This is a genomic window from Ghiorsea bivora (assembly GCF_000744415.1).
Lineage (GTDB): Bacteria > Pseudomonadota > Zetaproteobacteria > Mariprofundales > Mariprofundaceae > Ghiorsea > Ghiorsea bivora.
In genome coordinates this window covers 79523-105275 of sequence record NZ_JQLW01000010.1, presented here as the reverse complement: position 1 = coordinate 105275, position 25753 = coordinate 79523, and the positions used below count along the sequence as shown (strand labels likewise).

Here is a 25753-nt window from a genome sequence, read left to right as displayed (position 1 = left end):
TTGGGGTTGCTATATGTTCGTAGCAAATAGCGTAAAGCCAAAAGGCTGACGAAAAAATGGAGAACGACAAATGACAATGAAATTAAAAAATTATGCAATGGCATTGATGGTTGGTACAGGTATGATGGGTGTAAGTGCGCCTGCTCAAGCAGCCGACTTAGAAATTGGTGCAGATATTGGTGTATATAGTGAGTATGTATGGCGTGGTACTGCGTACAGTGCAGGTGCTCCAGCTGTACAAGGTGATTTCGCAACAAGCTTTAATGATAACCTATCTGCAAACGTTTGGTTTTCAAATGTGATTGGTGGTGTAAACGGCCCATCGACTGAGTTTGATTATACCTTGGATTATTCGGGTGAAGTAGGTGATATTGGTTATTCTGTTGGTGCAATTGCTTACCGTTTCTTAAATGCAAGTCCTGATAACTCGTTGGAAGTTTATGCGGGTGTATCTATGGATATGTTAAGCGCAACATTGTATTACGATACCGATTTGTACAAAAAAGACATGTATTTGGAAGTAAGTGCTGAAATGGAATTGGCTGGTTTCTTAACTTCAGCAACAATTGGTTATGTTATTCCTAATGTTGGTACCAGTGAAGTATCAGTCATTACTTTAACTGCAGGTAAAGACTTTGAAATGGGTGATGTAACAGTAAGCCCATCATTTGCTTATAACATTGCTTCTGGTCCCAATGCCGCTGTAACAAATGCTGCAGGTTATGTGACTTCTGGCGGTGACAAAATGGTTGCTGGCGTAAACTTCGCATACTAAGTGATTTAAGGTGCGGTATTCATACTGCACCGCTTTATTTTTGAACGTATAAAGGGAGAGAGCAATGAAGAAAATTACTGCTGTTATCAAGCCATTTAAACTTGATGACGTAAAAGATGCATTGATTGAGCTTGGTGTTTCAGGCATGAGTGTTAGCGAAATTCGCGGACACGGTCGTCAAAAAGGACATACAGAGCTTTATCGTGGTGCAGAATACAATGTGGACTTTGTGCCCAAAACTGAAATTTCAACTGTAGTAACAGCCGACCAAGTAGATGCTGTGGTTGAAGCAATTATCAAAGCTGCAAGCAGTGGAAAAATTGGCGATGGTAAAATCTTTGTGACAGATGTGGAACGCGTGATTCGTATCCGTACTGGCGAAGAAAATGCCGACGCATTGAATTAAGGGAGATTTAAACAATGGAACAGTTATCAGGGGATATTCTCCAAACTAAATACGCACTCGACACCTTCTACTTTTTGGTGATGGGCGCATTTGTGATGTGGATGGCAGCGGGTTTCTCAATGCTTGAAGCAGGTCTTGTTCGTTCAAAGAATACAGCGGAGATTTTGACTAAAAATATCGTGCTTTATTCAATCGCTTGTATTATGTACATGGTTGTGGGTTACAATATCATGTATACAAATGCAGGTGATATTTTTCCATCAGCATTAACATTTGGTCTTGGTGGCGCAGTCGCTGATGATGCAGGTGCAGCAGCAGCTGTATTGGCAGGTGGCGATGATGCACCATATTATTCAATGTTATCTGACTTTTTCTTCCAAGTGGTGTTTGTTGCAACGGCAATGTCTATTGTATCGGGAGCCGTTGCTGAGCGTATGAAGCTTTGGGCTTTCTTTGTGTTTGCAATCATCTTCACTGGATTTATTTACCCACTTCAAGGCATGTGGAAATGGGGCGGTGGTTTCCTAGATGCAGCAGGATTTAGTGATTTTGCGGGTTCTGGTGTGGTTCACATGGCAGGTGCTTCTGCGGCATTAGCAGCGGTTCTTTTGCTTGGTGCTCGTAAAGGAAAATACAATAAAGATGGTTCTGTGAATGCTATTCCGGGTGCAAACCTTCCGATTGCAACTTTGGGTACATTCATCCTTTGGTTGGGTTGGTTTGGTTTTAATGGTGGTTCTGAGCTTAAAGTATCAGATGTTGCTGAAGCCAATGCGACAGCGATGGTGTTTGTGAATACCAACATGGCAGCAGCAGGTGGTGTGGTTGCAGCATTGATGCTAGCTCGCATGTGGTTTGGCAAAGCTGACTTAACCATGGCGCTGAATGGTGCATTGGCAGGTCTTGTTGCGATTACAGCAGAGCCGCTTACGCCATCACCAGAAATGGCAACATTGATTGGTGCGATTGGTGGTTTGATTGTGGTTCCTTCTATCGTATTTATGGACAGAATGTTTAAAATTGATGACCCAGTGGGTGCAATTTCTGTACATGGTGTTGTCGGTATTTGGGGTTTGTTGGCTGTGCCCATGACCAATAATGATGCAACACTTGGCGCACAATTGATGGGTATTGGTACCATTTTTGTATTCGTATTTGTTTCAAGCTTTGTGATTTGGATTGCGATTAAAGCCATTATGGGCATTCGTGTTTCCGAAGAAGAAGAGTTTGAAGGTCTTGATGTTGGTGAATGTGGATTGGAAGCATATCCAGAATTTGGTAGCAGCAAGTAATATCGTAGATATGAAAAGTTTGTGTTACCTGAGGTTTTATTTTTAAAATAACAAATTTGTTTTGTTACCATTCTATTTGCATGAATCGGTAAGGCTTTGGGTAACACAGAGGGCAGGTGAGAAATCACCTGTCCTTTTTTGTGAATTTGGCTATTTTTTTGCATTAAAAAAAATTCACGGTTATGTTTTGCCCTATGTAAATAGAATACAATGTGTTTCGGCACATTTGGAGGGTATATGAAACAGGTCACTGCCATCATCAAACCGTTTAAGCTTGATGATGTAAAAGATGCACTTTTAGAAGTCGGTGTAAGCGGTATGAGCGTGAGTGAAATACGCGGTCATGGGCGGCAAAAAGGGCACACTGAACTTTATCGTGGTGCGGAATATATAGTGGATTTTGTACCTAAAACCAGTATTTCGACCGTAGTGAAAGAAGAGCAAGTGGATGTGGTGATTGAAGCAATTGTGAAGGCTGCAAGCACGGGTAAAATTGGTGATGGTAAAATTTTTGTGACCAGTGTTGAGCGTGTTGTTCGTATCCGTACCGGCGAAGAAGACGCCGATGCGTTAAGTTAAGGGAGACGATGATGGATGTGTTTTTCTTAACGGTGGGGGCAGCCATGGTGCTGGCTATGCATGCTGGGTTTGCCTTTTTAGAAGTAGGTACAGTACGCAAAAAGAATCAGGTGAATGCTTTGGTTCGGGTGATTACGGATTTTGGTTTTTCTACGATTGCCTATTTGTTTATGGGTTTTTATGTGGCTTATGGTATTACTTTTTATGCACCAGTTGGTCAGCTTGAAGTGATGGAAGGTGGCACCAATGGTTATAAAATGGTTCACTTTTTCTTTTTATTAACCTTTGCTGCAGCAATCCCTGCGATTATCTCAGGTGGTATTACAGAAAGGGTTCGCTTTTGGCCCAATGTGTTGGCAACGGTGCTTTTGGTTGGTCTTATTTATCCTTTTTATGAAGGTATGATTTGGAATGGGAACTATGGTTATCAAACTTGGCTAGAAGCAACTTTTGGTGCGCCATTTCATGATTTTGCGGGTTCAGTCGTGGTACATGCCATGGGTGGGTTCTTGGCTTTGGGTGCTGTGATGACGTTGGGCGCAAGGCTTGGCCGCTATACAGAAGAAGGTCGTGTGAATGCCATATTGCCATCGAATATACCCTTTTTAGCATTGGGTTCTTGGGTATTATGCGTGGGTTGGTTTGGTTTTAATGTGATGAGTGCAGGCACTGCTGATGGGGCATCGGGTTTGGTCGCAATGAACTCTTTACTGGCTATGGTTGGTGGATTATTGGCAGCATTGGTTGTGGGTAAAAATGACCCTGGTTTTGTACATAATGGTGCTTTGGCTGGTTTGGTCGCTGTATGTGCGGGCTCAGATATTATGCATCCTTTCGGCGCATTGTTTGTAGGTGTGGTTGCTGGTGCCGTGTTTGTGTATGGCTTTGAACTTTTGCAGAACAAATTGAAAATTGATGATGTATTGGGTGTGATTCCTTTGCATGGTGTTTGTGGTGCATGGGGTGGAATTGCAGCAGGCATTTTTGGTTCAACTGCTTTGGGTGGTGCTGGAGGTGTTACCTTTATGGCGCAGTTGGTTGGCACACTTACAGGGCTAGCCATTGCGGTTACGGGTGGTTTTGTTGTATATACTGGTATCAAAGCAACGCTTGGCATCCGTTTATCTGCAGAGGATGAACATATAGGTGCAGACTTAGCCATTCATCAAATTAGTGCCAACCCTGAAGAGGATATGTCGCGCTAAATTTTCTATGTTGTAATGCTAGGTGAAAAAAGCTGCAGAGATGCAGCTTTTTTGTTGAGATAGGTGCGCTGCTACGTGGAAGTTATTATTTTAGGGCTGCTGTTGGTAATTTAAATGTGGCCAAGTTTTATAAAGTTTAAATGACTTATTCTGCCAATTGAAATGACCTGCTATATTTGCATCAGCATCAATCGTGATACGACCACTGCTTTGTTGCTGGTGTTTGGTGATGTTTAGCGCTGCGGTAAATTGCTCTCGTTTACGTATCGATAGTGCCAATTTATCTGCTTGGATGCGTTTGTTATTTAATAGCCACTTGGCATTATAGACCATGATGTCACCATCACCTTGCCAGCTGTTTAACTTACCCTGTGGGTTGAAATGAGCATCAAGGTTTAAGGTTGCGTAAACACTGCCTTCAAGGTAGCCATCAAACTGTTTATGCAGCCATAACCAGCTATTGAGGCGAATACCACCAGCTTGGATAAGGCTTGTGATGTGTAGTTGATTGTTTTCGGCAGCGATAGTTAGTTTTTTGGCGCGTAGTTTGCCTTGGTAGAAGTGGGACTTCAATTTCTTAAACTTTAACGCATGTTCATTGAGATTATAGGTTGCTGAGGTTTGACTCAATGTGCCCAATGGCATGATAAGTTTTTGTGCAGTAAAACTTCCTGTCGCGGTGAGTGGTATTTGCAGTAAGCTGGTTAAACCAGCGCTGTCTAAGTATTCAGCATTGATGTTCACTTGGGCATGTTGGTTGGTGGTAAACTGGACACGGTTTTTTTCAAACTGCCATGATAACTGGGGTATATGCCATTGTTTGCCTACATAGTTGATCTGACCTGTGAGTCGATGTTTTTTTACACCAAACTTATGAAGCTGAAGCTGTGCATGAAGCAATTGTTGTTGTTCTAAGTCTATATTTATATTGCCTGCGATATTGCCATGCCACTGCTGCAAAGGCTGAGCCAATATAATTCCCTGGTTACTCAACTGATTAAAATCTATTGCCATGTTTTGTAGTGTTAATTTTGCTGGTTTGAAGGTGATGTTGGCATAACTATCTGCCAATTGAATTGATGATCGTAAAGAACTCGGCTGTACCTCATCATTTTCCCATATGATATTGCCTTGTAAGGTGAGGGGAATATTTTTAGGTTTTTTGTAACCTAACCAAGAAAATGAACTTTGACTGGCATCAATGTCAAAGTTTATGGTGTGACTTTTCTCTGCTGTATGTTTGATAACAAGGTGCCCCGTTAATGTACCATCACCGCTAATATTTTTGTTATGTGCTTGCTGGTCAAACATGATTTGACTCAAAGGCAGCCATAAAGAGCTATGTTGCAATTGTAAGGGGACCTTCCAACTATCAGGCTGCAGCGTTGCTGAAGTGATATTGATGCTTGCATTTTTGTTGTCTGCTGTGGATAGAGTCGCTGATTGTAAATGCCAATGTGATTTATTGGAGAATGAGAGACCTTCAAATGTAAACTTGCCCGCACCAATATTGACTTCTTTTTGTTGTGGTAATGGTGTTGATAAGCTGTAATTTATTTTGTTCCAAGAGAATTGACCTTGGCTACTAAAGTTATCTGCATTCCAGTCCGTTTGGATAAGAATATTTTTTAGACTGTTATTTTGTGCAAAATGTTTATATTTTGTATTGTTGAAAAGGTTGGCAATAGGTTCTAAGTTTAACGATGTGCTTTGGCTGTTGATTTGGCATGTGTTCCAAGTGTTACAAGAACCTGAAATTTGCACATTACCAGCATCTTTTATTTTAAGCACCATGTCACTAATCACAAAAAGTTTCGATTTATTTTCTTTCAGCTTACCACGTAGCTCCATATAGTTCCGTTTGTTTTTTTGCAGGGCAAGGTGTCCAAATGTTTGCCATGGTTTGTCTTGGTACATATGGGCTGTAATAGAACCCGTTAATGTTTCCAGCGTTGTATCGTGTGCTATAAAAGAAAGGGGGATATCAATCAGCTTGATGCGGGAGAAACCACGGGTGAGTTTTCCATGTCTGAGATGTAGATAGCCGTGCGCATCAATACGACCATCACCAATATGTGCGCGTAGTTCAGCGCGAGGATTTTTGTTTTTTCCAATATCACGGATGTCGAGGTCGGTTTGTTCTAGGGTAATGTGTTGTTGTTCAAAATGAATCTCACTTTGAGAAATATCAATGCGTTTTAGTTTAAACCGCTCGCTTTCTATAAAGTTCAACCAAGATTCTTTTTCAGTTTGCAAAACATTGATGTCCGCAAAACGAATATAAAGAGCCTGTGGCAAAGCTTTGCCTGTAAGTAGTGCTGCCAAGTTTAAATCAATTGAAATTTGTTCAGCTTGCAAAGTAAAAGCTTGGGTTTGGATGTTTACATCGTTTAAACGAATCGAACCCATATACATGGGGCTAAGATTTAAACCTTTTGCATCCAGTATGACGCCTGTTTGCGCCAATTGTGTTTTGATTGCATGGTAAAGCTTTGTTTCATTGATATTGCTAAGGGTAAAGGTTAAGGCAAGGGCGGCCACCACGCTGGCAAAAATCCACCGACGTGATGACTCTTTCATATCCTTTTAGCCCAAAAGTTCTTTGAGGCGTTGGTTGACCATTGCAGGGTTGGCTTTGCCCTTGGAGGCTTTCATCACTTGCCCGACAAAGAAACCGAACAATCTATCTTGTCCGCCTTTGTATGCTTCAACTTGTCCTGGATTGGCATCCAAGACTTCTTGAATCATGCTATCAATGGCACCCGTGTCAGAGACTTGTTTTAGTCCTTTTTCATCAATAATGGTATCCACATCTTTACCTGATTCCATCATGGCATCGAGTACATCTTTGGCGATTTTTCCTGAAATGGTGTTATCAGCAATTCTATCTAGCAATGATGCCAATGCTTGTGCAGATATGGGTGATTCAGAAATATCTTTACCCAACTCTTTAAGGCGACCAAGCAGCTCATTGGCAAGCCAGTTGGCACATTGCTTAGGATTCGCGGGGTGGGCAGCGACCAGTGCTTCATACCATTGGGCTAAAGCTTGGGTTTGGGTGAGTACATCCGCATCATAAGCAGATAAACCAAATTCCGTTTCAAAGCGTTTACGCAATTGGTTGGGTAACTCAGGCATACCCGCTTTGATGTTATCAACTTCTTCTTGGGTGACACGCAATGGTGGCAAATCAGGCTCTGGGAAATACCGGTAATCATGGGCTTCTTCTTTGCTACGCATCGAACGTGATTCATTTTTCACCGAATCCCAAAGGCGAGATTCTTGTTTGACTTCACCACCGTCTTCAATGATTTCAATTTGACGCAAGACTTCAAACTCAATGGCTTGTTTGATAAAGCGGAATGAGTTCATATTCTTCATTTCAGTGCGTGTGCCCAAGGGTTCACCTTTGCGGCGTACAGAAACATTGGCATCACAACGGAACTGACCTTTTTCCATATCTGCACCAGAAACGCCTAGAAACTTGATGATTTGATGCAGTTGTTTCAAATAAGCAATGGCTTCATCGGCAGAGCGCATGTCTGGCTCAGATACAATTTCCATCAATGGAATACCTGAGCGGTTCAAGTCGATGTGCGACACAGCATCCAAACCTTCATGCATGGATTTACCTGCATCTTCTTCCATATGAATACGGGTCACACCAAGACGTTTTTCACCATCTTTGGTAGGGATATCGATATAACCACCTTCAACGATAGGTACTGCAAATTGAGAGATTTGATAACCTTTTGGAAGATCTGGGTAGAAATAGTTTTTACGGTCAAATTTGGATTCAAGGTTGATGTTTGCGTTGATGGCAAGCCCCGTCAAAATGGTTTTACGCGCTGCTTCATCATTAAGCACGGGCAATTGACCAGGCATCCCCAAACATACAGGACAAGTTTGTGAGTTTGGCTCTGCACCAAATTCAGTTGAGCAGCCACAGAAGGCTTTGGTTTTGGTATTGATTTGGCAATGAACTTCTAATCCGATTACAACTTCCCAGCTCATGTTTCACCTCCGAATTCTTTTGGATGCTGATTGTGCCAGTCCGTAGCATTTTCGTAAGCAGATGCAGCTGCCAAAATTTTATCTTCCTGCCAAGCAGGGGCAATCCATTGTAAACCCACAGGTAAACCTTGGGCGAAACCACAAGGTTGTGACAAGCCAGGTAAACCTGCCAAGTTCACAGCAATGGTGAAAATATCAGATAAATACATGGTTAATGGGTCTTCAGTTTTTTCACCCGATTTAAATGCTGGAATGGGGCTAGTTGGTGTGGCAATCACATCCACTTTTTCAAAGGCCTCTTTGAAATCTTGGCTGATAAGTGTGCGTACTTTTTGTGCTTTTAAATAATATGCATCGTAATAACCCGATGAAAGAGCGAATGTACCTGTCAAAATACGACGTTTGACTTCATCACCAAAACCTTCATCGCGTGAACGGGCATACATATCTTCTAAATCTTCAGGGTTGTCACAACGATGGCCAAATCGAACCGCATCATAACGCGATAAGTTGGTCGATGCTTCCGATGGCGCAATCACATAATAAGCTGCCACTGCATATTCGGTGTGTGGTAGTGAAATATCAACAATTTCAGCACCCATATCTTCACATTTTTTCAATGCAGCTTCCACTTGGGCGCGTACTTCCTCATCCATACCATCAATAAAATACTCTTTGGGTTTACCAATTTTTAAACCCTTCATATCTTTGGCTTCACAAGCGGTTAACCAATCAAAGTTTGGCGCATCAGCAACAGAAGTTGCATCACCTGCATCATGTCCAGACATAATAGATGTGAGCAATGCTGCATCTTTAACGGTACGTGTCATTGGACCAGCTTGGTCTAATGATGAAGCAAATGCGATGATACCACGGCGCGAAATACGACCGTAAGTCGGTTTTAAACCCACCAAACCAGTCAATGCCGCAGGCTGACGAATCGAGCCACCTGTATCAGTGCCCAATGCTGCAGGGGTTAAACCAGCAGCCACGGCAACTGCCGAACCACCCGATGAACCACCCGGGATACAATCGGTGTTCCAAGGGTTTTTACAGCCACCAAATGCAGATGTTTCATTGGATGAACCCATGGCAAACTCATCCATATTGGTTTTTCCAACCAGTACAGCGCCGGCTTCTTTTAAGCGGGTAATCACATGCGCGTCATAAGGCGCTTCAAAACCTTCCAAGATATTTGAACAACAACGCGTTGGACCATTTTGCGTGCAGAAAATATCTTTGACGGCAATCGGTAAACCTTCGAGTGGACGTGGCTCGTGATCTGCGCGATAAGCATCGGATGCTTGGGCTTGGGCTAATACATGCTCGGCATCGATGTGTACAAAAGCATTCAAATCATCGTTGTATTGTTTGATGCGATCCAAATAAAGTTGGGCAACTTCAACAGCAGTTCTTTCGCCTGCATTGAGCTGAGCTTGAATGTCACTGAGTGAACGGAATGGCATAATATGTCCTCAAAAAATGAATTTGGTTTTTAGGGGGAAGTGAGATGGTTACTCAATCACTTTGGGTACAACGTACAAACCAGACTCCGTACGCGGGGCTGGTTTTTGCAAAGCATCACGACGATCGGTATTGGTAACAATATCAGCGCGTTGTGGCATGGCGACATCATGTGGATGTGCGGTTGGCGATACACCTTCGGTGTTCACCTCACTGAGTTTATCAATATATCCCATAATACTGGATAATTGTGGGGCAAGTGCTTTGGCCTCATCGTCGGTTAAACGAATGCGGGAAAGGTTTGCAATTTTTTTTACGTCAATGTCCATAAAGACCACCTGATTCTAAAGTCTGGCGCAGTCTAATCGGCATTACGATATTTCTCTAGTGCTTAAATCCACTCCTCAGCTTTTCTTTGTATTCAGCCAGTGCTATGGCAACTTTCCCTTGTAAAATATACAAGCCGATAAAGTTGGGCAATGCCATGGCGAGTAATAATAAGTCGCTGAAGTCAAGGATATTGCTAGGGCTGCCCAATGTTGCCAGCACGATAAAAATTAAGAAGGTGATTTTATAAACCATGGAAAAGCGTTCGCCAAACATATATGTCCAGCAGCGCTCGCCATAATATGACCATGAAATCATGGTGCTAAAAGCGAATAGAACCACGGAAAGGGATAAAATACTGGAAAACCAAGGTATAACAGAACCAAAAGCTACAGAGGTCAAGGCAGCACCCTGTTTGGCATCAATCAGTGCGACATGTTCAGGTGCATTGTACACACCAGTGACCACTATGACCAAAGCAGTCATGGTGCAAATAATAATGGTATCAATAAAAGGTTCGTATAAAGCTACAATACCTTGGCGCACTGGGTATTTTACCGATGCTGTAGAGTGGGCAATCACGGCTGAACCAATGCCCGCTTCACTGGAAAATGCAGCGCGTTTAAAGCCCTGTACAATTACGCCAACCAAAGCACCAAACCCTGCCTCCATGGAGAATGCACCCTGCCAAATCGTAGCAAGGGCATCTGGGATTGCGTCTATGTTGGCAATAATAATCCATAAACATGTCACCACATAAATAAGCACCATGGTTGGCACAATCGCTTCAGCAGCGTGAGCAATGCGTTTGATGCCCCCAATAATCACAAAACCAACCAATGTTGCCATAATCATGCCAAACATCCAAGGGTAGTCTTTAAAAAATGTTATTTCATGTTGCACCGCCCCCATGGCCTGTGAGACTTGAAAAGCATTGCCACCACCCAATGAGGCTGCGATACAAAAAAGAGTAAACATGATAGCAAGGGTTTTACCTACACCTTTAAAACCTTTTTCTGCTAAACCTTCGGATAAGTAGTACATTGCACCACCCATCAGCCGCCCATCAGGGCGAGTGTGGCGGTAAAGCTGCCCCAGTGTAACCTCGGTAAACTTGGCGGACATGCCAAAGAAACCTGCAATCATCATCCAAATAATAGCGCCTGGCCCACCAATGATGATGGCAATGGCAACCCCTGCGATATTGCCCAAACCAACAGTAGCTGAAAGGGCTGTGGTTAACGCTTGGAAGGGCGTCACTTCACCTTTGTCTTCAGCGCTTTGGTATTTGCCACGTAAAATACTATAAGCATGTGCAATCATGCGTAAGTTGATAAAACCAAAACGAAAGGTCATGTAAATTGCGCCCATGCTTAACCATGCAACAATAAATGGAAACTCTGCTTCACCAGGAAAAACATCATAAAAAAGCACGGTGGCGAGATAGCCATTCATGGTGCCAAAAAAGCTATCCACACCATTGCTTTCAGCAGCAAAGACAGGTGTTGAGCTCAATAAAAATAGGTAAATTGATACTAAAAACTTCATAAATGCGTCGCCCCTCGCCATGATGTACGTGCCCTTGTTTATGTTAGGGAAGTTTTGAATAAGTCATGAATTTGTATCTTGCGCCCAGAGTACCCAAATTCTACATTGTGATTTTGAGCAATAGCTTGGCTATTCCATGCAGCTCACACTTTGTTTACGAGCGTCTACTTTTGGTGACCTTGCATACTTTGAATCACCATCTTCTCCACCCAAACTTATTCATAATTCCCTTCGTGCGCCGCTAGTCTGCCCTGATGATGATTCGCTGCAAGTTTTTGACATGTATAGCTTTGACGTTGCATCTCAAGCTTAGTCTCTTACGATACGTGCATGACGGTTTTATTTCGGTGGATATTTGTGTCCAGTTTTATGCGTATTGTTGCGATTGCTTTGGGTGTGATTCTTTTGTTTATGGTTGCAGAGTCTTTCAGTAAAGCAGCATTGATAGGCAAAACGATGACAGTGAGTCTTTTGTTTGAGTATTTAATGCTCAAAGTTCCTTTTATGGTTGCAGACTTTTTACCAGTAATTGTGCTGCTGGGTGCGGCAATTTATATGACAGAAATATCACATCATCATGAGTTGGTTGCACTTAGAGCGGCGGGGGTGTCACTGCGTTTTATTTTAACACCACTGTTGGTGCTTGCGAGCTGTGTTGGTTTTTTTACGTTTGCATTGGGTGAGTGGGTTGAACCTGTCACCAATGTACGATTAGATACGATGGAAAAGACGCTGGTGCAGGGTAGAAAACCTGTGCGAATGGATGGGGAACAATGGTTTCGTGATAAAGGTAGGTTCTTTCGTATACAACCACTGCAAGGTAAATACTTCAAATTGATGATGTTAGAAACAGATGAGCAAGGTCAGTGGAAAGGGCGAACAGATGCAAGTAAAGCATATTATGAACAAGGCGTTTGGTTTTTAGAAAAGGTGTACGTCAGTCACCCTAATGAAAAACAAGGCATTCATGTGCAGCGCCTACCGCAGCTTACATTGCAATCCAATATTGGTCCTAAAACTGTTGCTGCACCAAGGGCAAGGGATATGCAGTGGCTTACGCTTTATCGGTTTACACAGGCATTGTCGGATGCAGGTTTGGATGCAAAACAATACCAATATCAACTGCATAAAAGGATTGCAGGACCTCTGGCATGTTTGATTATGGTGATGTTGGCATATAGTTTGTGTGGTAATATGGGTAGCCGTATTTCGGCAAACTCTAAAGGTTTGCTGGCTGCGTTAACATTGGGCTTGTTGTTTTACATTTTTAACACATCGATGAACGTGATGAGCAATGGCGGATACTTGCCGGCTATTTATGCAGCCTGGTGGCCGGACGTGATGTTTTTAGGTATTGCAGGTTATTTATTGTTACTGAGGGAAGGTTATTAAACTTATTCAGAGCTTCCTTAATTTTGTACGGGCTCTGAATTGTTAGCGCACAATATAGCTTCCAGTTGTTCCACCAAAGTATGGGGCAGGTAAGGCTTTTGTAAAAAAGCATGAAACTTCACGTCTTGATGCTGTTGGGTAATGTCTTCAACCGTATAACCCGATGATAAAATGATGATTGCTTGAGCATTGATGTTCCATAGGGCTTTGGCACATGTGATGCCATCCATTTCTGGCATGGTCATATCGAGAATAGTGGCATGAATTTCATGTTGATGTTGCTTGTAATAGGTGATGGCTTCTGTGGGGGATATAAAAGCAGCCACTTGATAACCTGCATCTTCCAATACCAATGTTGTGATTTGTAAAATAGAGTTTTCATCATCGATAAGTAAGATGGTTTTGCGCATAGTATGGTGCCTCATGTCTATAAATTATTCCTGCCCCCTATTCATGCCTTACATGGCTAGAAGCACAAAAGATGCCAAGTATTATATGTAATTTTATAGGCAGCTTGAAGTGATTTATGTGTTTGGTTTGGAGAAAAGTGTGGCTATATTATAGATTAAAGATGAAGTAATGCTGACTTTAAGATGAGGGAATTTCAACAAAGGTAAAGAAACGTTTATGTTGATGTGTCGTTTGCTTTCTCGCAATCTTATTCATACGCTGCGACACTATATATTGTGAAGTCTTGAAGTTTTAAGGGGTTTGTTATGCAAGTAGTTATGGTGAAAGAAGCAGGCGGTGTGGAAGTATTACAACTTGGTGATATAGCCAAACCTGAAACATGTGCAACAGATGAAGTGATTGTCAAAGTGATGGCGGCAGGGGTGAATCCTATTGACACAAAGTTGCGACAGAATGGGATGATGTTTGATGCTGCCTACCCTGCAATTTTGGGTTGTGATGGGGCCGGTTTTATTGAGTTTGTTGGTTCAGATGTCAATCATTTGCAAGTGGGTGACCTAGTCTATTATTGTTATGGTGGTTTGGGGCAAAAATCGATTAACGGTGATAGTGTGGGTAATTATGCTGAGTATGCTGTGCTTAAAGCTGCATTTGTTGCCAACAAACCCGATAGCCTTGATTTTGATTCGGCAGCAGCAGCACCTTTGGTTTGTATAACTGCGTGGGAAGCGTTGTTTGATAGAGCTAGGTTACAATCTGGGCAAAAAGTGTTTGTGCATGCAGGTGCTGGTGGGGTTGGTCATGTTGCCATACAACTAGCAAAACTGGCTGGGGCAGAGGTGGCGACAAGCGTAAGCTCTGCGGAAAAAGAAGCTTTTGTGCGCGAACTTGGTGTAGATATGGTGATTAACTATACCAAAGAAGATGTTACACAAGCATTGTTAGCCTGGACAGATGGACAAGGTGTGGATGTTGCTTTGGATACTGTAGGCGGCGATGCCTTGAAACAACTTGTCCCTGCGATGCGTTTGTATGGAGACCTGGTGAGTTTGTTGCAAATTCCTGAAGATTTGGATTGGAAAAACTTGCGTGTAAAAAATGTGCGTGTCAGTCAGGCTTTGATGCTTACGCCGATGTTATTGCAATCGAACTTACTTGGTGAGCATCATGCTGCCATTCTAGAGCAATGCGGACAGTTTTTTGATGAGGGTAAGTTATCAATATATGTGGATAAGACCTTACCTCTGCAAAATGTTAAACAAGCACATGTAAGCATTGAAGAAGGGCATCAAACAGGTAAAATTGTATTGCAAATGCATATGGATGAGATGCAAGCGTAACCATGCAGTGTAGAATTTATTTGGATGTCAATTTTGCGCCTGAAAGCTTGGTGGATATTGGTTTTGAGCAGACCAGATATTTACGGCAAGTGATGCGTTTGCAAGCAGGTGACACGATTGTTGTTTTTAATGGGCGCGGGGGTGAATACTTGGCTGAGCTGATGCGCCTGAGCAAAGATGGTGGGCAATGCCAGCTCGTTGAATTTATTGATGTTCATCGTGAGCTACCATGTCGTGTGCATATTATTCAAGCCGCGAACCGCAGTGAAAAAATTGAGACGGTGTTGCAAAAAGCGACAGAAATGGGTGCGTCCAGCTTTCAAATTGTAAACAGTGAGCGGGCAACATTAAACTTACCGAGCAACAAACGTGACAAACGGTTGCAGCGTTGGCAGAAAATTATTGTTGAAGCAGCAGAGCAGTCGGAACGCACAGCTATGCCTGAAGTGGTTTGGCATGATAAGGTGAGTCAAACAAGTCATCATGGGCAATGTTTTGTGCTTCACCCAAGGGATGCAAGCATGTGGCAAGATATACGCAGTGACTTGTTGCAACAAAAAGATATTACTTTAGCCGTGGGGCCCGAAGGAGGATGGACCAACCAAGAGTTGGATTATTTTCAATCCCAAGGGTTTCAGCCACTGTGTTTTGGTGCTAGAGTAATGCGTACAGAAACAGCAGCGCCAGCATTGCTGGCAGCGATTCAAGCTGTATTATAATTTTACTGGATAAATAAAGGAGTGGATATGCATAAGGTAATGAAACTATCATTGGTAGGCTGTTTATTGCTTGGGCTTGCAAGCTGTGCAGGTAAAACCACGGTGACAAGAGTGGATACAGATACTGTACAAGACTTAAGTGGTAACTGGAATGATACCGATTCTAGACTGGTTTCATCGCGGTTGGTAAATGATATGTTATCACGAAAATGGTTGACCAAATACCAAGTTAAATATGGTAAGAATCCTGTGGTGATTGTGGGTCAGGTGCGTAACCTTAGCCATGAACATATCAACATTCGTACTTTTATTGCAGATATGGAGCGTGAACTTATCAATTCGGGCGAAGTTGAGTTTGTGGCTTCAAAAGTGGAGCGTAGTGAAATTCGTGGTGAGCGTGCTGACCAAGCAGACAATGCAAGTATGGATACGCGAAATGTTTCCGGTGAAGAAACTGGCGCAGATTTTATGCTTAAAGGGCAAATCAATACTATTTTTGATGCTGCTGGTGATACACAAGTGAAATATTATCAAATTGATTTAACACTGATTAGCCTTAAAGATAATCGCAAAGTGTGGTTGGGTCAGAAGAAAATCAAAAAAGTACTTGAAAAATCGAGTTTTCGCTAATCTTTAACCTTTGATGAACAAGCGCGTTGTATGGTTGCCTTTGGCTGTGTTTTTTGCTGTACTTTCAGGGTGTGCAAGTTACAGCCAAGGCTTTCAAAAAGTTGAATTGCTTTTAAGCCAACAAAAACCTGAGTTAGCTTTGCAGGAGCTAGAAAAGAACCCTAGCACTGGGACAGATAAACTTTTATATTTGTTGGATAAAGCGATGTTGCAACGTATGAGCGGTTTATATGAAGCCAGTAATACTACATTTGAGCAAGCCAAAGCTTTGATGGATAAGCTTGAAGCGACCAGTGTGACTGAACAACTTGGTGCACTGACAATTAACGACAGCGCCATGAGTTATGAAGGTGAAGATTACGAACAAACCGCAGTGCATATCTATGCTGCGCTGAACTACATAGAATTGGGCTTGTGGGATGAAGCGCGGGTAGAAGCCTTGCAAATTGATGAACGCATCAAACGTGTCAAAGAAAAGCGTGATGGCAAAGCAGTTGAAGATCCATTTGCTAGCTATTTAATGGGTTTTATTTTTGAGCAAGAGGGTGAGTATAGTGATGCTATGATTGCTTACCGCGATGCATACCAGACCTATCAAAAGTATCAGCAGCCTACGCCGTTGTTTTTGCAACGGGACTTGTTGCGACTGAGCAAGTATTTAGACCTTAGACAAGAGTACCAAACATACATAACAAAGTTTGGTATCAAAGAAAAATATGAGGTTGCACAATTACAAAAACAAGGTGAGATTATATTGTTGATTCACCATAGCCTTGCTCCGATTAAACGGGCGCATGAGACATTAGTGTATAGTTCAACAGGTGTACCTTTGCGTATTTCTTTGCCCGTTTATCAATCACGTCCCAGTTATATTCATCAAGCTCGTTTGCTGGTGGGTAATCGGGCAGTACAAACTGTCATGGTGGATAGTTTTGATAAGTTGGCACGTTTATCTTTGAAGACGCATAGAGCTGCAATGACAGCACGTTTGATTGCTAGAGCCTTAATTAAGAAACAAGCTGCACACCAAGCAGAAGATAAAGGCGGGGCTTTGGCTGGTTTTTTGGTTGATGTTGCAGGTATGGTTACAGAAACAGCAGATACCCGAAGTTGGTTAACGTTACCTAAGAATATTCTTCTTGCTCGTTTACCGCTTCCTGCAGGTACATATTTTGCAAGATTGGAATTGTTAGGTCCGAATGGTCATGTTGTTCAAACGGTTGATTTAGGGGATATAACGTTAACACAAGGTAGAAAAAGAGTGATTGAAAAAAGTTTTATTGGCCCATATTTACAGTGATAGGTTATCATTTAGAATGAACCAGAAGCTGAGAATAGGGCTTGCTTTAGGCAGTGGTTCAGCGCGTGGTTGGGCGCATATTGGTGTGATTTCAGCTTTGAGAGATATAGGCATTGAACCGCATGTGATTTCAGGTTGCTCGATTGGCGCACTTGTGGGTGGCGCTTATGCCAGTGGTCATTTTATGGATTTAGAAAAGTGGGTTTCAGCACTGACTTGGAAAGAAATTGTTGGTTTTTTGGATATGTCAGTTATGCGAGGGGGGGTGATTCGGGGTGAGAAGTTGCTAAGTTTTGCCAGACAGTATATGCAAGAAAAGCCTATCGAAGCTTTGGATATTCCTTTTGCCGCAGTCGCTACAGATTTGGAGAGCGGACGAGAAGTTTGGTTGCGTGAAGGTTCGCTATTAGAAGCTGTGCGTGCATCGATTAGTTTACCTGGATTGTTTACACCAGTGCAGAGAGAAGGTCGCTGGTTGGTAGACGGCGGTTTGGTAGACCCTGTGCCTGTATCACTATGTCGAGCTTTGGGTGCAGAGGTGGTGATTGCAGTGAACTTGAATGGTGATTTATTGGTCAAACATGAAAAACGACAAGATGTAGTAAAAGAAACAAATAAAAGCTTGCGGGCGAATGATTCACTGTGGGAACGTGTATCTGATACATGGAAAAGTGAACTAAGTGAACGTAAGAATATGTTGTTAAAACAATGGTTGAGTAAACGCACGGGTGCGCCAGGTATGTTTGAGGTGATGTATGGCTCACTTAATATTATGCAAGATAGAATTACGCGTAGTCGTCTAGCAGGTGACCCTGCTGATGTGATTTTAGAGCCTAGGCTTGGGCATATTGGCTTAATGGATTATGACAAAGCTGAAGATGCGATAGCAGAAGGTAGGGCAAGTGTGGAACGGTTAAAACCGCAGTTGTTGGCGTTGTTGCACTAGGAGTCTGTCGGACTTATGATAATCTACTGTGAAAAATCGAATATTCATGCTTTTTCACCTGTGTTTTCGTTGAATAGCCTGCTATTCGCCTTATATTCATGCAAAAAATCAAAGAATCTCGATATTTCTCGCTACAATTACCATAAGTCCGACAGACTCCTAAATTATTCCATATCCTCAAAAAACCACTGCATATCGCTTAAATCATGAGCAATGGGTGCTTGGGGTAAATTGCGAATCACTTCTTGACCATAACGTTTGGTATGCAATCGCGAATCCAAAATAGCAATGGCTCCTCGGTCGCTGGTGGAACGAATCAAGCGACCTGCACCCTGCCTAAGCACCGCAATTGCTTCAGGTAATTGGATGTCCATAAAACCATTGCCACCTTGTGCTTCACAGTCTTTAGTGCGCTCTTTAAGCAATGCATCGGTAGGTGGTGCAAAGGGGATTTTATCAATAATGACCAGTGACAATGTTTCACCAGGTACATCTACACCCTCCCAAAAGCTACGGGTGCCACACAAAATCGAGTGTTTATCCTTACGAAATGCTTCGAGAATCATATCGCGACTACCACTTTCACCTTGCACCAAGACTTGCCATGGTAGTGCTTGTTGCAAATGGGTGGCATAGGTTCTTAAAGCATAGTGGGAGGTAAACAAAACAAATGCTCGCCCACGTGAGGTTCGCAACAGCGCTTCAATTTCGCCTTGCATCACTTGTTGGTAGTCCTGAGCTCTGGGGTCGGGGATGTGTTTAGGCAAATAGAGCATGGCTTGCTGTTGATAATTAAACGGTGAGGGGTGGTAACTTTCTTCTGCCAACTCTTGGTTTAATCCTAAGCGGGCGCGATTGTAGTCAAACTTATTGGATACACGCAGTGTGGCTGATAAAAGTACAAATGATGCCTCACGCTCCCACAAATGTTGGGTCAGTACAGGCCCTGTTTGTATGGGGGCAGAGATATACTGTTTTCTGTCATCTTTGCCTTCTTCCCATACCACATAACCCTCTTGAGGGGTGAGGATTTGCTGCATTTCTTCAAGAATCATGGTGGCGCGTTCTACCATTTTAAGCATATCATCATGGCGCTCCTCTCTTGAAATCGCGATATCGAGTAAAACTTCCCAATCATTTTTGATGGTTTTGAGGTCTTTATCTGCCCATTGGGTAATGACTTCGGCACCCAGTTTACGAACTTGTTCTTTTAAATCAGTTTCATCACCAAGGGTATCAAGCACAGCTTGTATATCATTGACCCAATAGATCAATTTGCTACGAGAGAGCTGAATGCCAAATTGGCGGCTTGCTAAATCAGGTAAACTATGAGCCTCATCAAGCACATAGGTGTCGAATATGGGTAAGACCTCACCAAAGTCGCCCGATTTAAGCGAAGCATCCGCTAGCAATAAACTGTGGTTGGCAATGACAATGTCAGCTTGTTGGGCTTTTTGCCGTGCTTTCATGAGTGGGCATTGCTTGTAATGTTCACATTTGCTGCCCGTGCATTGATCTGCTGTTGCAGTGACTAGTGGACCAATGCCTTTTTCAAATACATCAAAGTTTAAGGTGGATAAGTCACCATCGGTTGTTGTTTCTGACCACTTGGCGACTTTAAGCAATGATTTTTTTGCCCAAATTTCTTGTTGGTTGCTTGTGAGATGTATATTGAGGCGCTGGGGGCAGAAATAGTTGCTTCGACCTTTGAGTAAAGCGACTTTTCGGCGTACCCCCAATGCATTTTGTACTGCTGGTAAATCACGAAACATCAGTTGGTCTTGCAAAGCTTTGGTATGCGTGGAAATCAACACCTTATCCGATGAGCGCAAGGCAGGAATAAGGTAAGCCAGTGTTTTCCCTGTGCCTGTTTCAGCTTCGGCAATCAGTATGTTTTGCTGCGCCATTGTGGCGCTGATTTTTGCTGCCAAGTCTACCTGCTCTTGGCGATAGCTATAGCCTTGAAGCCCTTGGGCTAACGAAGATTTGGCATCAAAGTCTGCGTGAACTTGTGCAATAAAAGAAGTTTCGATAATAAACTCAGAGGGTCTTTATTGGGTGAGGCGGGTGAGTGCTTCGCGATACTTATCCGCTGTTTTTTGCATAATATCGACATCAACTTCAGGTGCTGGTGGTGTTTTATCCCAATCTTGCGCTTCTAGCCAGTCGCGAATGATTTGTTTATCAAAGCTTGGAGGGCTGATACCTGGTTGGTAGGTGGCAACATCCCAAAAACGAGAAGAATCAGGGGTTAAAACTTCATCAATTAAGGTGAGCGTACCATTTTCATCCAAGCCAAACTCAAACTTGGTATCAGCAATGATAATACCTTTTTCCAAAGCATAGGTTGCAGCTTCTTGATAGAGTTGAAGACTGACATCACGGATTTGTGTGGCAAGCTCTGTACCAATGATGTCACACATGGTTTCAAAATTAATATTTTCGTCATGTTCTCCCACATCTGCCTTGGTGGACGGGGTAAAAATAGGTTCAGGTAGTTTGTCGGCAAGCTTTAAACCTTGAGGCAGACTGATACCACAGACAGAATCTTGTTTTTGATATTCTTTCCAACCTGAACCAATCAAATAACCACGAACAATGGCTTCAATGGGTAAAGGTTTTAGGCGTTTGACTACCAAAGCGCGGCTACGTACACGTTCACGTTCACCTGCATTGGGAATCGCATCATCTAAGTTTAAGTCAGACATTTGGTTGGGAATGATATGCCCAAGTTTATGAAACCAAAAGTCCGAAACCTGGTTTAATATTTCACCTTTTTGGGGCACAGGTGATGGCAATATAACATCAAATGCAGATAGGCGGTCTGTAGTAACAATCAATAGATGTTGATCATCAATCGCATACATATCACGAACTTTACCGCTGTGTAAAAGTTTCAAACTTTGAATGTCGGCATGCAATAATGTTTTGGGGCTGCTCATATTGTCTCTCACTATGATGATAAAATTAATCGCGAAACGTGCCATAGTGAGCTTAAAGCGACAAGTATTGTGCTTGTTAGCGTTGGTGCACAGTGATATAAAAGAAGAATGCAGTGTTTTATATAATCACTTTAAATATTTATGGTTAAGCTGTTGAGAGTGTTGTAAACACTACGTTTCTCTAATGTTTTTGTGTTATTTTGTGCCTTAAGTTACCTTTTTTTTGTTGCATATTGTATGACTTGTTCGCATAGTTAATGCCTTGCCACACAGGGATGTGAGTTTGAAGGCATTGGAGATTTTATGTTTAAGTTTGTACTGATGATTGGTTTGGTATTGTCCATGAGTATGTTATCTGTGGATCATGCTTCTGTTGGTATAACTCAAGTGCAAGCCGCGGATAATATGGCTCAAGTACGTTTGATTTTGAAAAAGCTTCGTGGTTCCATGGCAAGTATGAAAGATTTTGACGAGCTTGAAGCTGCTGGTATGGATAAAGCAGATGTGGATAAATTGCGCAGAGCAATGAAGTCCAAAATAAAACAAATGACCAAGGATGCTGTCGATTTAATTACAGCATTATAGGTTTACTCTTTCGCACTATATTAAGGTGCTTCATTAGTAGGATTTTTTTGTTAGGGTTCGCGTATAATTTATAAGTGAGTAAAACAAGTGGGCAGACATTGTATCTGCCCACTTGTTTGCTTGGATTTAGGTTAACAAGATTAAGACTTACGAGGTTAGACCATATGCCACGTCGCAATGATATTCAAACCATTATGATTCTAGGAGCTGGGCCGATTGTTATTGGTCAAGCTTGCGAGTTTGATTATTCTGGGGTTCAGGCGTGTAAAGCACTGAAAGAAGAAGGTTTTAGGGTTGTGCTGGTCAACTCAAATCCTGCAACCATTATGACAGACCCAGAGTTTGCTGATGCAACCTATATCGAACCTGTGACTTGGGAAGTTGTCGAAAAGATTATTGAAAAAGAACGTCCTGATGCAATTTTACCAACTATGGGTGGGCAGACTGCACTGAACTGTGCCTTGTCATTGAATAAACACGGTGTGTTAGAAAAATACAATGTGCAACTAATTGGTGCACAACCTGATGCCATTGATAAAGCTGAAGATAGAGAGCGCTTTAAACGTGCGATGGATAGCATTGGTTTGGAAATGGCGCGTGGTGGTTTTGCGCACTCTATGCAGGAAGCACGTGATTTGGCTGATGACATTGGATACCCGATTATAATTCGCCCTTCGTTTACCTTGGGCGGTTCAGGTGGTGGTATCGCATACAACCCCGAAGAGTTTGAACAAATTGCAGGTTCGGGGTTGGATGCTTCACCAACCGATGAGATTCTGGTTGAAGAATCGATTATTGGTTGGAAAGAATATGAAATGGAAGTTATGCGTGACCATGCCGATAACTGCGTGATTATTTGTTCCATTGAAAACTTTGATGCTATGGGTGTGCATACTGGTGACTCCATCACGGTTGCACCTGCACAAACGTTAACAGATAAAGAATACCAAAAAATGCGTGATGCATCGATTGCTATTTTGCGTGAAATTGGCGTGGAAACAGGTGGTTCAAACGTTCAGTTTGCAGTCAACCCTGTAGATGGGCGTTTGATTGTGATTGAAATGAACCCACGCGTATCCCGGTCTTCAGCGCTTGCCTCTAAAGCGACAGGGTTCCCGATTGCTAAAATTGCGGCGAAGTTAGCTGTGGGTTATACGCTTGACGAAATTCCTAATGATATTACCGGTGAAACGTTTGCTGCTTTTGAGCCAAGCATTGACTATGTGGTTACCAAATTGCCACGTTTCGCTTTTGAAAAATTTGAAGGTGCAGATACGCGTTTAACCACACAAATGAAGTCTGTGGGTGAAGTGATGGCGATTGGCCGCACATTCACAGAGTCTTTGGGCAAAGCTATGCGTGGTTTAGAAGTCGACTCTTGTGGTTTTGATAAAACCATACCTGAAGATGTGGATGTTAAAGTATTCTTGCAAGAGAAGCTGGCTGTACCTGGTGCAGATAGATTATGGTGGATGGGAGAAGCGCTTCGTATAGGTTGGAGTGAAGATAAAGTTTTTGATGTCACAAAAATTGACCCTTGGTTTATTCGTGAGCTTTCAGTTGTCATCGCTTTGGAACAAACCTTGGCAGGGCGAGATGTGGCAAGCTTGAGTAAAGCAGAATGGAGACAAGCCAAGCGAGAAGGTTTGTCTGACCAACGTTTGGCAATGTTGTTGGCTGTTGATGAAAATATTGTCCGTGAAACACGCTCTGCTTTGGGTGTGAAACCTGTATTTAAACGCGTCGATACTTGTGCAGCAGAGTTTGTTGCTAAAACGCCGTATATGTATTCAACTTATGAAGAAGAATGCGAATCTGAACCCACAGATAAGAAAAAAATCATGGTGCTTGGTGGTGGCCCTAACCGTATTGGGCAAGGCATTGAGTTCGATTACTGCTGTGTACATGCAGCATTTGCTTGTTCAGAAGATGGTTTTGAAACCATTATGGTCAACTGTAACCCAGAAACGGTTTCTACTGATTATGATACATCTGACAGGTTGTATTTTGAGCCGCTGACCTTTGAAGATGTGATGGCGATTGTTGATGTTGAAAAACCCTATGGTGTGATTGTGCAGTTTGGTGGGCAAACGCCGTTAAAACTTGCAGAATCATTACAAGCAGCAGGTGTACCGATTATTGGTACAAGCCCTGACATGATTGATTTGGCAGAAGATAGAGAGCGTTTTCAAGCCTTGTTGCATGATTTGAAGTTGTTGCAACCTGAAAATGGTACTGCACGTTCCACAGAAGAAGCCGTGCAAGTGGCTAAAGAAGTGGGTTATCCTGTTGTCGTTCGCCCATCGTATGTGTTGGGTGGTCGTGCGATGCAAATTGTGCGTGATGAGAAAGGTTTATTGCGTTATATGAATGAAGCTGTGCAAGCTTCACCTGATCATCCTGTGTTGTTGGATAGGTTTTTAAATCAAGCTATTGAATTGGATGTGGATGCTTTATGTGACGGCAACCGTGTGGTGATTGGTGGCATCATGGAGCATATTGAAGAAGCTGGTGTTCACTCGGGCGATTCATCATGTTGTTTGCCGCCACACTCAATCTCACAAGCCATTATTGATGAAGTGACACGCCAAACCAAAGCTTTGGGTATGGCATTAAATGTGCGTGGATTGATGAATATTCAGTTTGCGTTACAAGGTGAGACACTTTATGTCTTGGAAGTAAACCCTAGAGCTTCGCGTACGGTTCCATTTGTATCTAAGGCTACGGGTGTGCCGCTGGCGAAGATGGCAGCGCGTATTATGTCGGGTCAGACTTTGGATGATTTGGGTATTGATGAAATTAAGCAACCCAAAACATTCAAATCAGTCAAAGAAGCTGTGTTCCCTTTTGTGAAGTTCCGAGGTGTTGATCCACTTTTAAGCCCTGAAATGAAATCTACAGGCGAAGTGATGGGGCTTGCTAAACATTTCCCAGCAGCTTTTGCCAAAGCACAGTTGGGTGGTGGTTCCCGTTTACCCAAACAAGGTACTGCTTTTGTCTCCGTGCGTGAGGCAGATAAACATCGCGTGGTAGAATTGTCGGCAAACTTGGTTAAAGCTGGTTTTGAGCTTTTGACTACGGAAGGTACAGGTGCAGTGTTGGATGCAGCGAATGTACCCAATACACGTGTTGCAAAGGTGACCGATGGTGTGCGACCACATATTGTTGATAAATTATTGTCTGATGAAATTAACTTTATTGTCAATACTACGGAAGGTGAACGTGCTATTGCTGATTCAAAATCGATTCGTCAAGCTGCATTGGATCGTGGTATTGTATATTTCACCACGGTTGCAGGTGGTTTGGCGGCAGCAGAATCCATGGTTGATGGTTCGGATGTAACAGAAGTAAAAAGTATTCAAGATTACCATAAAGACGAGGTGGCATAATGGAACGTATTCCAATGACCCAAGAAGGTGCCGATGCTATGCGTAAAGAATTGGCAATCATGAAAGGTGAGAAACGTCATCATATCATTGCGGCAATTGAAGAAGCATTAGCGCATGGCGATTTATCCGAAAACGCGGAATATCATGCGGCGAAAGAAGAGCAGGGCATGAATGAAGCGCGTATCAAGTTGATGGAAGATAAACTTGCACGGGCGCAAATTATTGACCCTAAAACCATTGAATCGGATAAGATTGTGTTTGGTGCAACTGTGAAATTGTTGGATTTGGACACAGATAAAGAAATCACATACAAGATTGTTGGTGAGGATGAAGCCAAAATTGAAAATGGTACGATTTCCATCACATCGCCGATTGCCAGAGCTTTAATTGGCAAGGAAGAGGGTGATATGGCAACGGTTCGTGCACCGGGTGGTGATAGGGAACTTGAAATTGTTGAGATTATATACCAATAATGATGCCTGAAACAGT

The 25753-nt window shown here is 42.7% G+C and carries 22 protein-coding genes; 14 read left to right on the top strand and 8 right to left on the bottom strand.

The features are described 5' to 3' along the window. The first annotated feature begins 70 nt into the window (after positions 1-70). The 5 genes from DM09_RS11180 to DM09_RS08725 all read left to right on the top strand — a co-directional run bounded on the left by DM09_RS11180 (position 71) and on the right by DM09_RS08725 (position 4257). Positions 71-775, top strand: coding sequence for a TorF family putative porin (locus tag DM09_RS11180; protein ID WP_051938342.1), 705 nt, complete (start codon positions 71-73; stop codon positions 773-775). Between the two features lie 64 nt (positions 776-839). After that, on the top strand, positions 840-1181 hold the full coding sequence (locus tag DM09_RS08740; protein WP_038250015.1) for a P-II family nitrogen regulator: 342 nt from the start codon (positions 840-842) through the stop codon (positions 1179-1181). Positions 1182-1195: 14 nt separating this feature from the next. Continuing rightward, a complete protein-coding gene (locus DM09_RS08735) occupies positions 1196-2473 on the top strand; it encodes an ammonium transporter (protein ID WP_038250012.1) in 1278 nt (425 codons plus the stop codon). 237 nt (positions 2474-2710) lie between these two features. Next, positions 2711-3052, top strand: a complete 342-nt coding sequence (locus DM09_RS08730) for a P-II family nitrogen regulator (RefSeq protein ID WP_038250009.1) — start codon at positions 2711-2713, stop codon at positions 3050-3052. An 11-nt stretch (positions 3053-3063) separates the two neighbouring features. Continuing rightward, on the top strand, positions 3064-4257 hold the full coding sequence (locus DM09_RS08725) for an ammonium transporter (protein WP_038250006.1): 1194 nt from the start codon (positions 3064-3066) through the stop codon (positions 4255-4257). 90 nt (positions 4258-4347) lie between these two features. Here the strand turns inward: DM09_RS08725 and DM09_RS08720 are convergent, their stop codons facing one another. From DM09_RS08720 to DM09_RS08700, 5 genes are read right to left on the bottom strand one after another with little or no spacing between them, the layout of a single operon-like run. Then, complete coding sequence (locus DM09_RS08720; RefSeq protein ID WP_038250003.1) at positions 4348-6837, bottom strand: AsmA family protein; 2490 nt, start codon at positions 6835-6837, stop codon at positions 4348-4350. Positions 6838-6843: 6 nt separating this feature from the next. After that, complete coding sequence (gene gatB, locus DM09_RS08715) at positions 6844-8271, bottom strand: Asp-tRNA(Asn)/Glu-tRNA(Gln) amidotransferase subunit GatB (protein ID WP_038249999.1); 1428 nt, start codon at positions 8269-8271, stop codon at positions 6844-6846. After that, a complete protein-coding gene (gene gatA, locus DM09_RS08710) occupies positions 8268-9737 on the bottom strand; it encodes an Asp-tRNA(Asn)/Glu-tRNA(Gln) amidotransferase subunit GatA (RefSeq protein ID WP_038249997.1) in 1470 nt (489 codons plus the stop codon). Before gatA ends, gatB begins: the two co-directional genes overlap by 4 nt. Before the next feature lie 48 nt (positions 9738-9785). Then, a complete protein-coding gene (gene gatC / locus DM09_RS08705) occupies positions 9786-10064 on the bottom strand; it encodes an Asp-tRNA(Asn)/Glu-tRNA(Gln) amidotransferase subunit GatC (RefSeq protein ID WP_038249995.1) in 279 nt (92 codons plus the stop codon). A gap of 55 nt (positions 10065-10119) precedes the next feature. Continuing rightward, positions 10120-11610 (bottom strand): alanine/glycine:cation symporter family protein, encoded by a 1491-nt coding sequence (locus DM09_RS08700; protein WP_038249993.1) that lies wholly within the window; start codon positions 11608-11610, stop codon positions 10120-10122. A 357-nt stretch (positions 11611-11967) separates the two neighbouring features. On the opposite strand from DM09_RS08700, the gene DM09_RS08695 reads away from it, so the two are divergent. Further along, a complete protein-coding gene (locus DM09_RS08695; protein ID WP_051938341.1) occupies positions 11968-13002 on the top strand; it encodes an LptF/LptG family permease in 1035 nt (344 codons plus the stop codon). 17 nt (positions 13003-13019) lie between these two features. Here DM09_RS08695 and DM09_RS08690 read toward each other — a convergent pair whose 3' ends face one another. After that, complete coding sequence (locus DM09_RS08690) at positions 13020-13412, bottom strand: response regulator (protein WP_051938340.1); 393 nt, start codon at positions 13410-13412, stop codon at positions 13020-13022. A gap of 306 nt (positions 13413-13718) precedes the next feature. Here DM09_RS08690 and DM09_RS08685 point away from each other — a divergent pair, with 306 nt between their 5' ends. Genes DM09_RS08685 through rssA form a run of 5 tightly spaced genes read left to right on the top strand, consistent with a single transcriptional unit; the run spans position 13719 to position 18348 of the window. Beyond that, positions 13719-14753 carry a zinc-dependent alcohol dehydrogenase family protein gene (locus tag DM09_RS08685; RefSeq protein WP_038249988.1) on the top strand — a complete coding sequence of 345 codons (1035 nt, stop codon included), beginning with the start codon at positions 13719-13721 and terminating at the stop codon, positions 14751-14753. A 2-nt stretch (positions 14754-14755) separates the two neighbouring features. Beyond that, the gene (locus DM09_RS08680; protein WP_038249987.1) at positions 14756-15472 is read left to right on the top strand and encodes a 16S rRNA (uracil(1498)-N(3))-methyltransferase; all 717 of its coding nucleotides are present in this window, start codon (positions 14756-14758) and stop codon (positions 15470-15472) included. A 27-nt stretch (positions 15473-15499) separates the two neighbouring features. Then, entirely contained in the window at positions 15500-16102 is a 603-nt protein-coding gene (locus tag DM09_RS08675) for a penicillin-binding protein activator LpoB (protein WP_038249986.1), read from the top strand. A gap of 13 nt (positions 16103-16115) precedes the next feature. Further along, positions 16116-17402 carry a COG3014 family protein gene (locus tag DM09_RS08670; protein ID WP_038249985.1) on the top strand — a complete coding sequence of 429 codons (1287 nt, stop codon included), beginning with the start codon at positions 16116-16118 and terminating at the stop codon, positions 17400-17402. 16 nt (positions 17403-17418) lie between these two features. After that, entirely contained in the window at positions 17419-18348 is a 930-nt protein-coding gene (rssA, locus tag DM09_RS08665) for a patatin-like phospholipase RssA (RefSeq protein ID WP_038249983.1), read from the top strand. Positions 18349-18512: 164 nt separating this feature from the next. On the opposite strand, the gene DM09_RS08660 is transcribed toward rssA, so the two are convergent. Further along, the gene (locus DM09_RS08660) at positions 18513-20279 is read right to left on the bottom strand and encodes an ATP-dependent DNA helicase (protein ID WP_232507794.1); all 1767 of its coding nucleotides are present in this window, start codon (positions 20277-20279) and stop codon (positions 18513-18515) included. A 120-nt stretch (positions 20280-20399) separates the two neighbouring features. After that, complete coding sequence (locus DM09_RS08655) at positions 20400-21290, bottom strand: phosphoribosylaminoimidazolesuccinocarboxamide synthase (protein ID WP_038249977.1); 891 nt, start codon at positions 21288-21290, stop codon at positions 20400-20402. Positions 21291-21593: 303 nt separating this feature from the next. Between DM09_RS08655 and DM09_RS08650 the strand changes: the two genes are divergently transcribed. The 3 genes from DM09_RS08650 (at position 21594) to greA (ending at position 25737) form a co-directional block, all read left to right on the top strand. Then, a complete protein-coding gene (locus DM09_RS08650; RefSeq protein WP_038249975.1) occupies positions 21594-21875 on the top strand; it encodes a hypothetical protein in 282 nt (93 codons plus the stop codon). A 164-nt stretch (positions 21876-22039) separates the two neighbouring features. After that, positions 22040-25264 (top strand): carbamoyl-phosphate synthase large subunit, encoded by a 3225-nt coding sequence (gene carB / locus DM09_RS08645; protein ID WP_038249972.1) that lies wholly within the window; start codon positions 22040-22042, stop codon positions 25262-25264. Beyond that, on the top strand, positions 25264-25737 hold the full coding sequence (greA, locus tag DM09_RS08640; protein WP_038249970.1) for a transcription elongation factor GreA: 474 nt from the start codon (positions 25264-25266) through the stop codon (positions 25735-25737). The genes carB and greA overlap by 1 nt, the downstream gene beginning before the upstream one ends. The last annotated feature ends 16 nt before the right edge of the window (positions 25738-25753 follow it).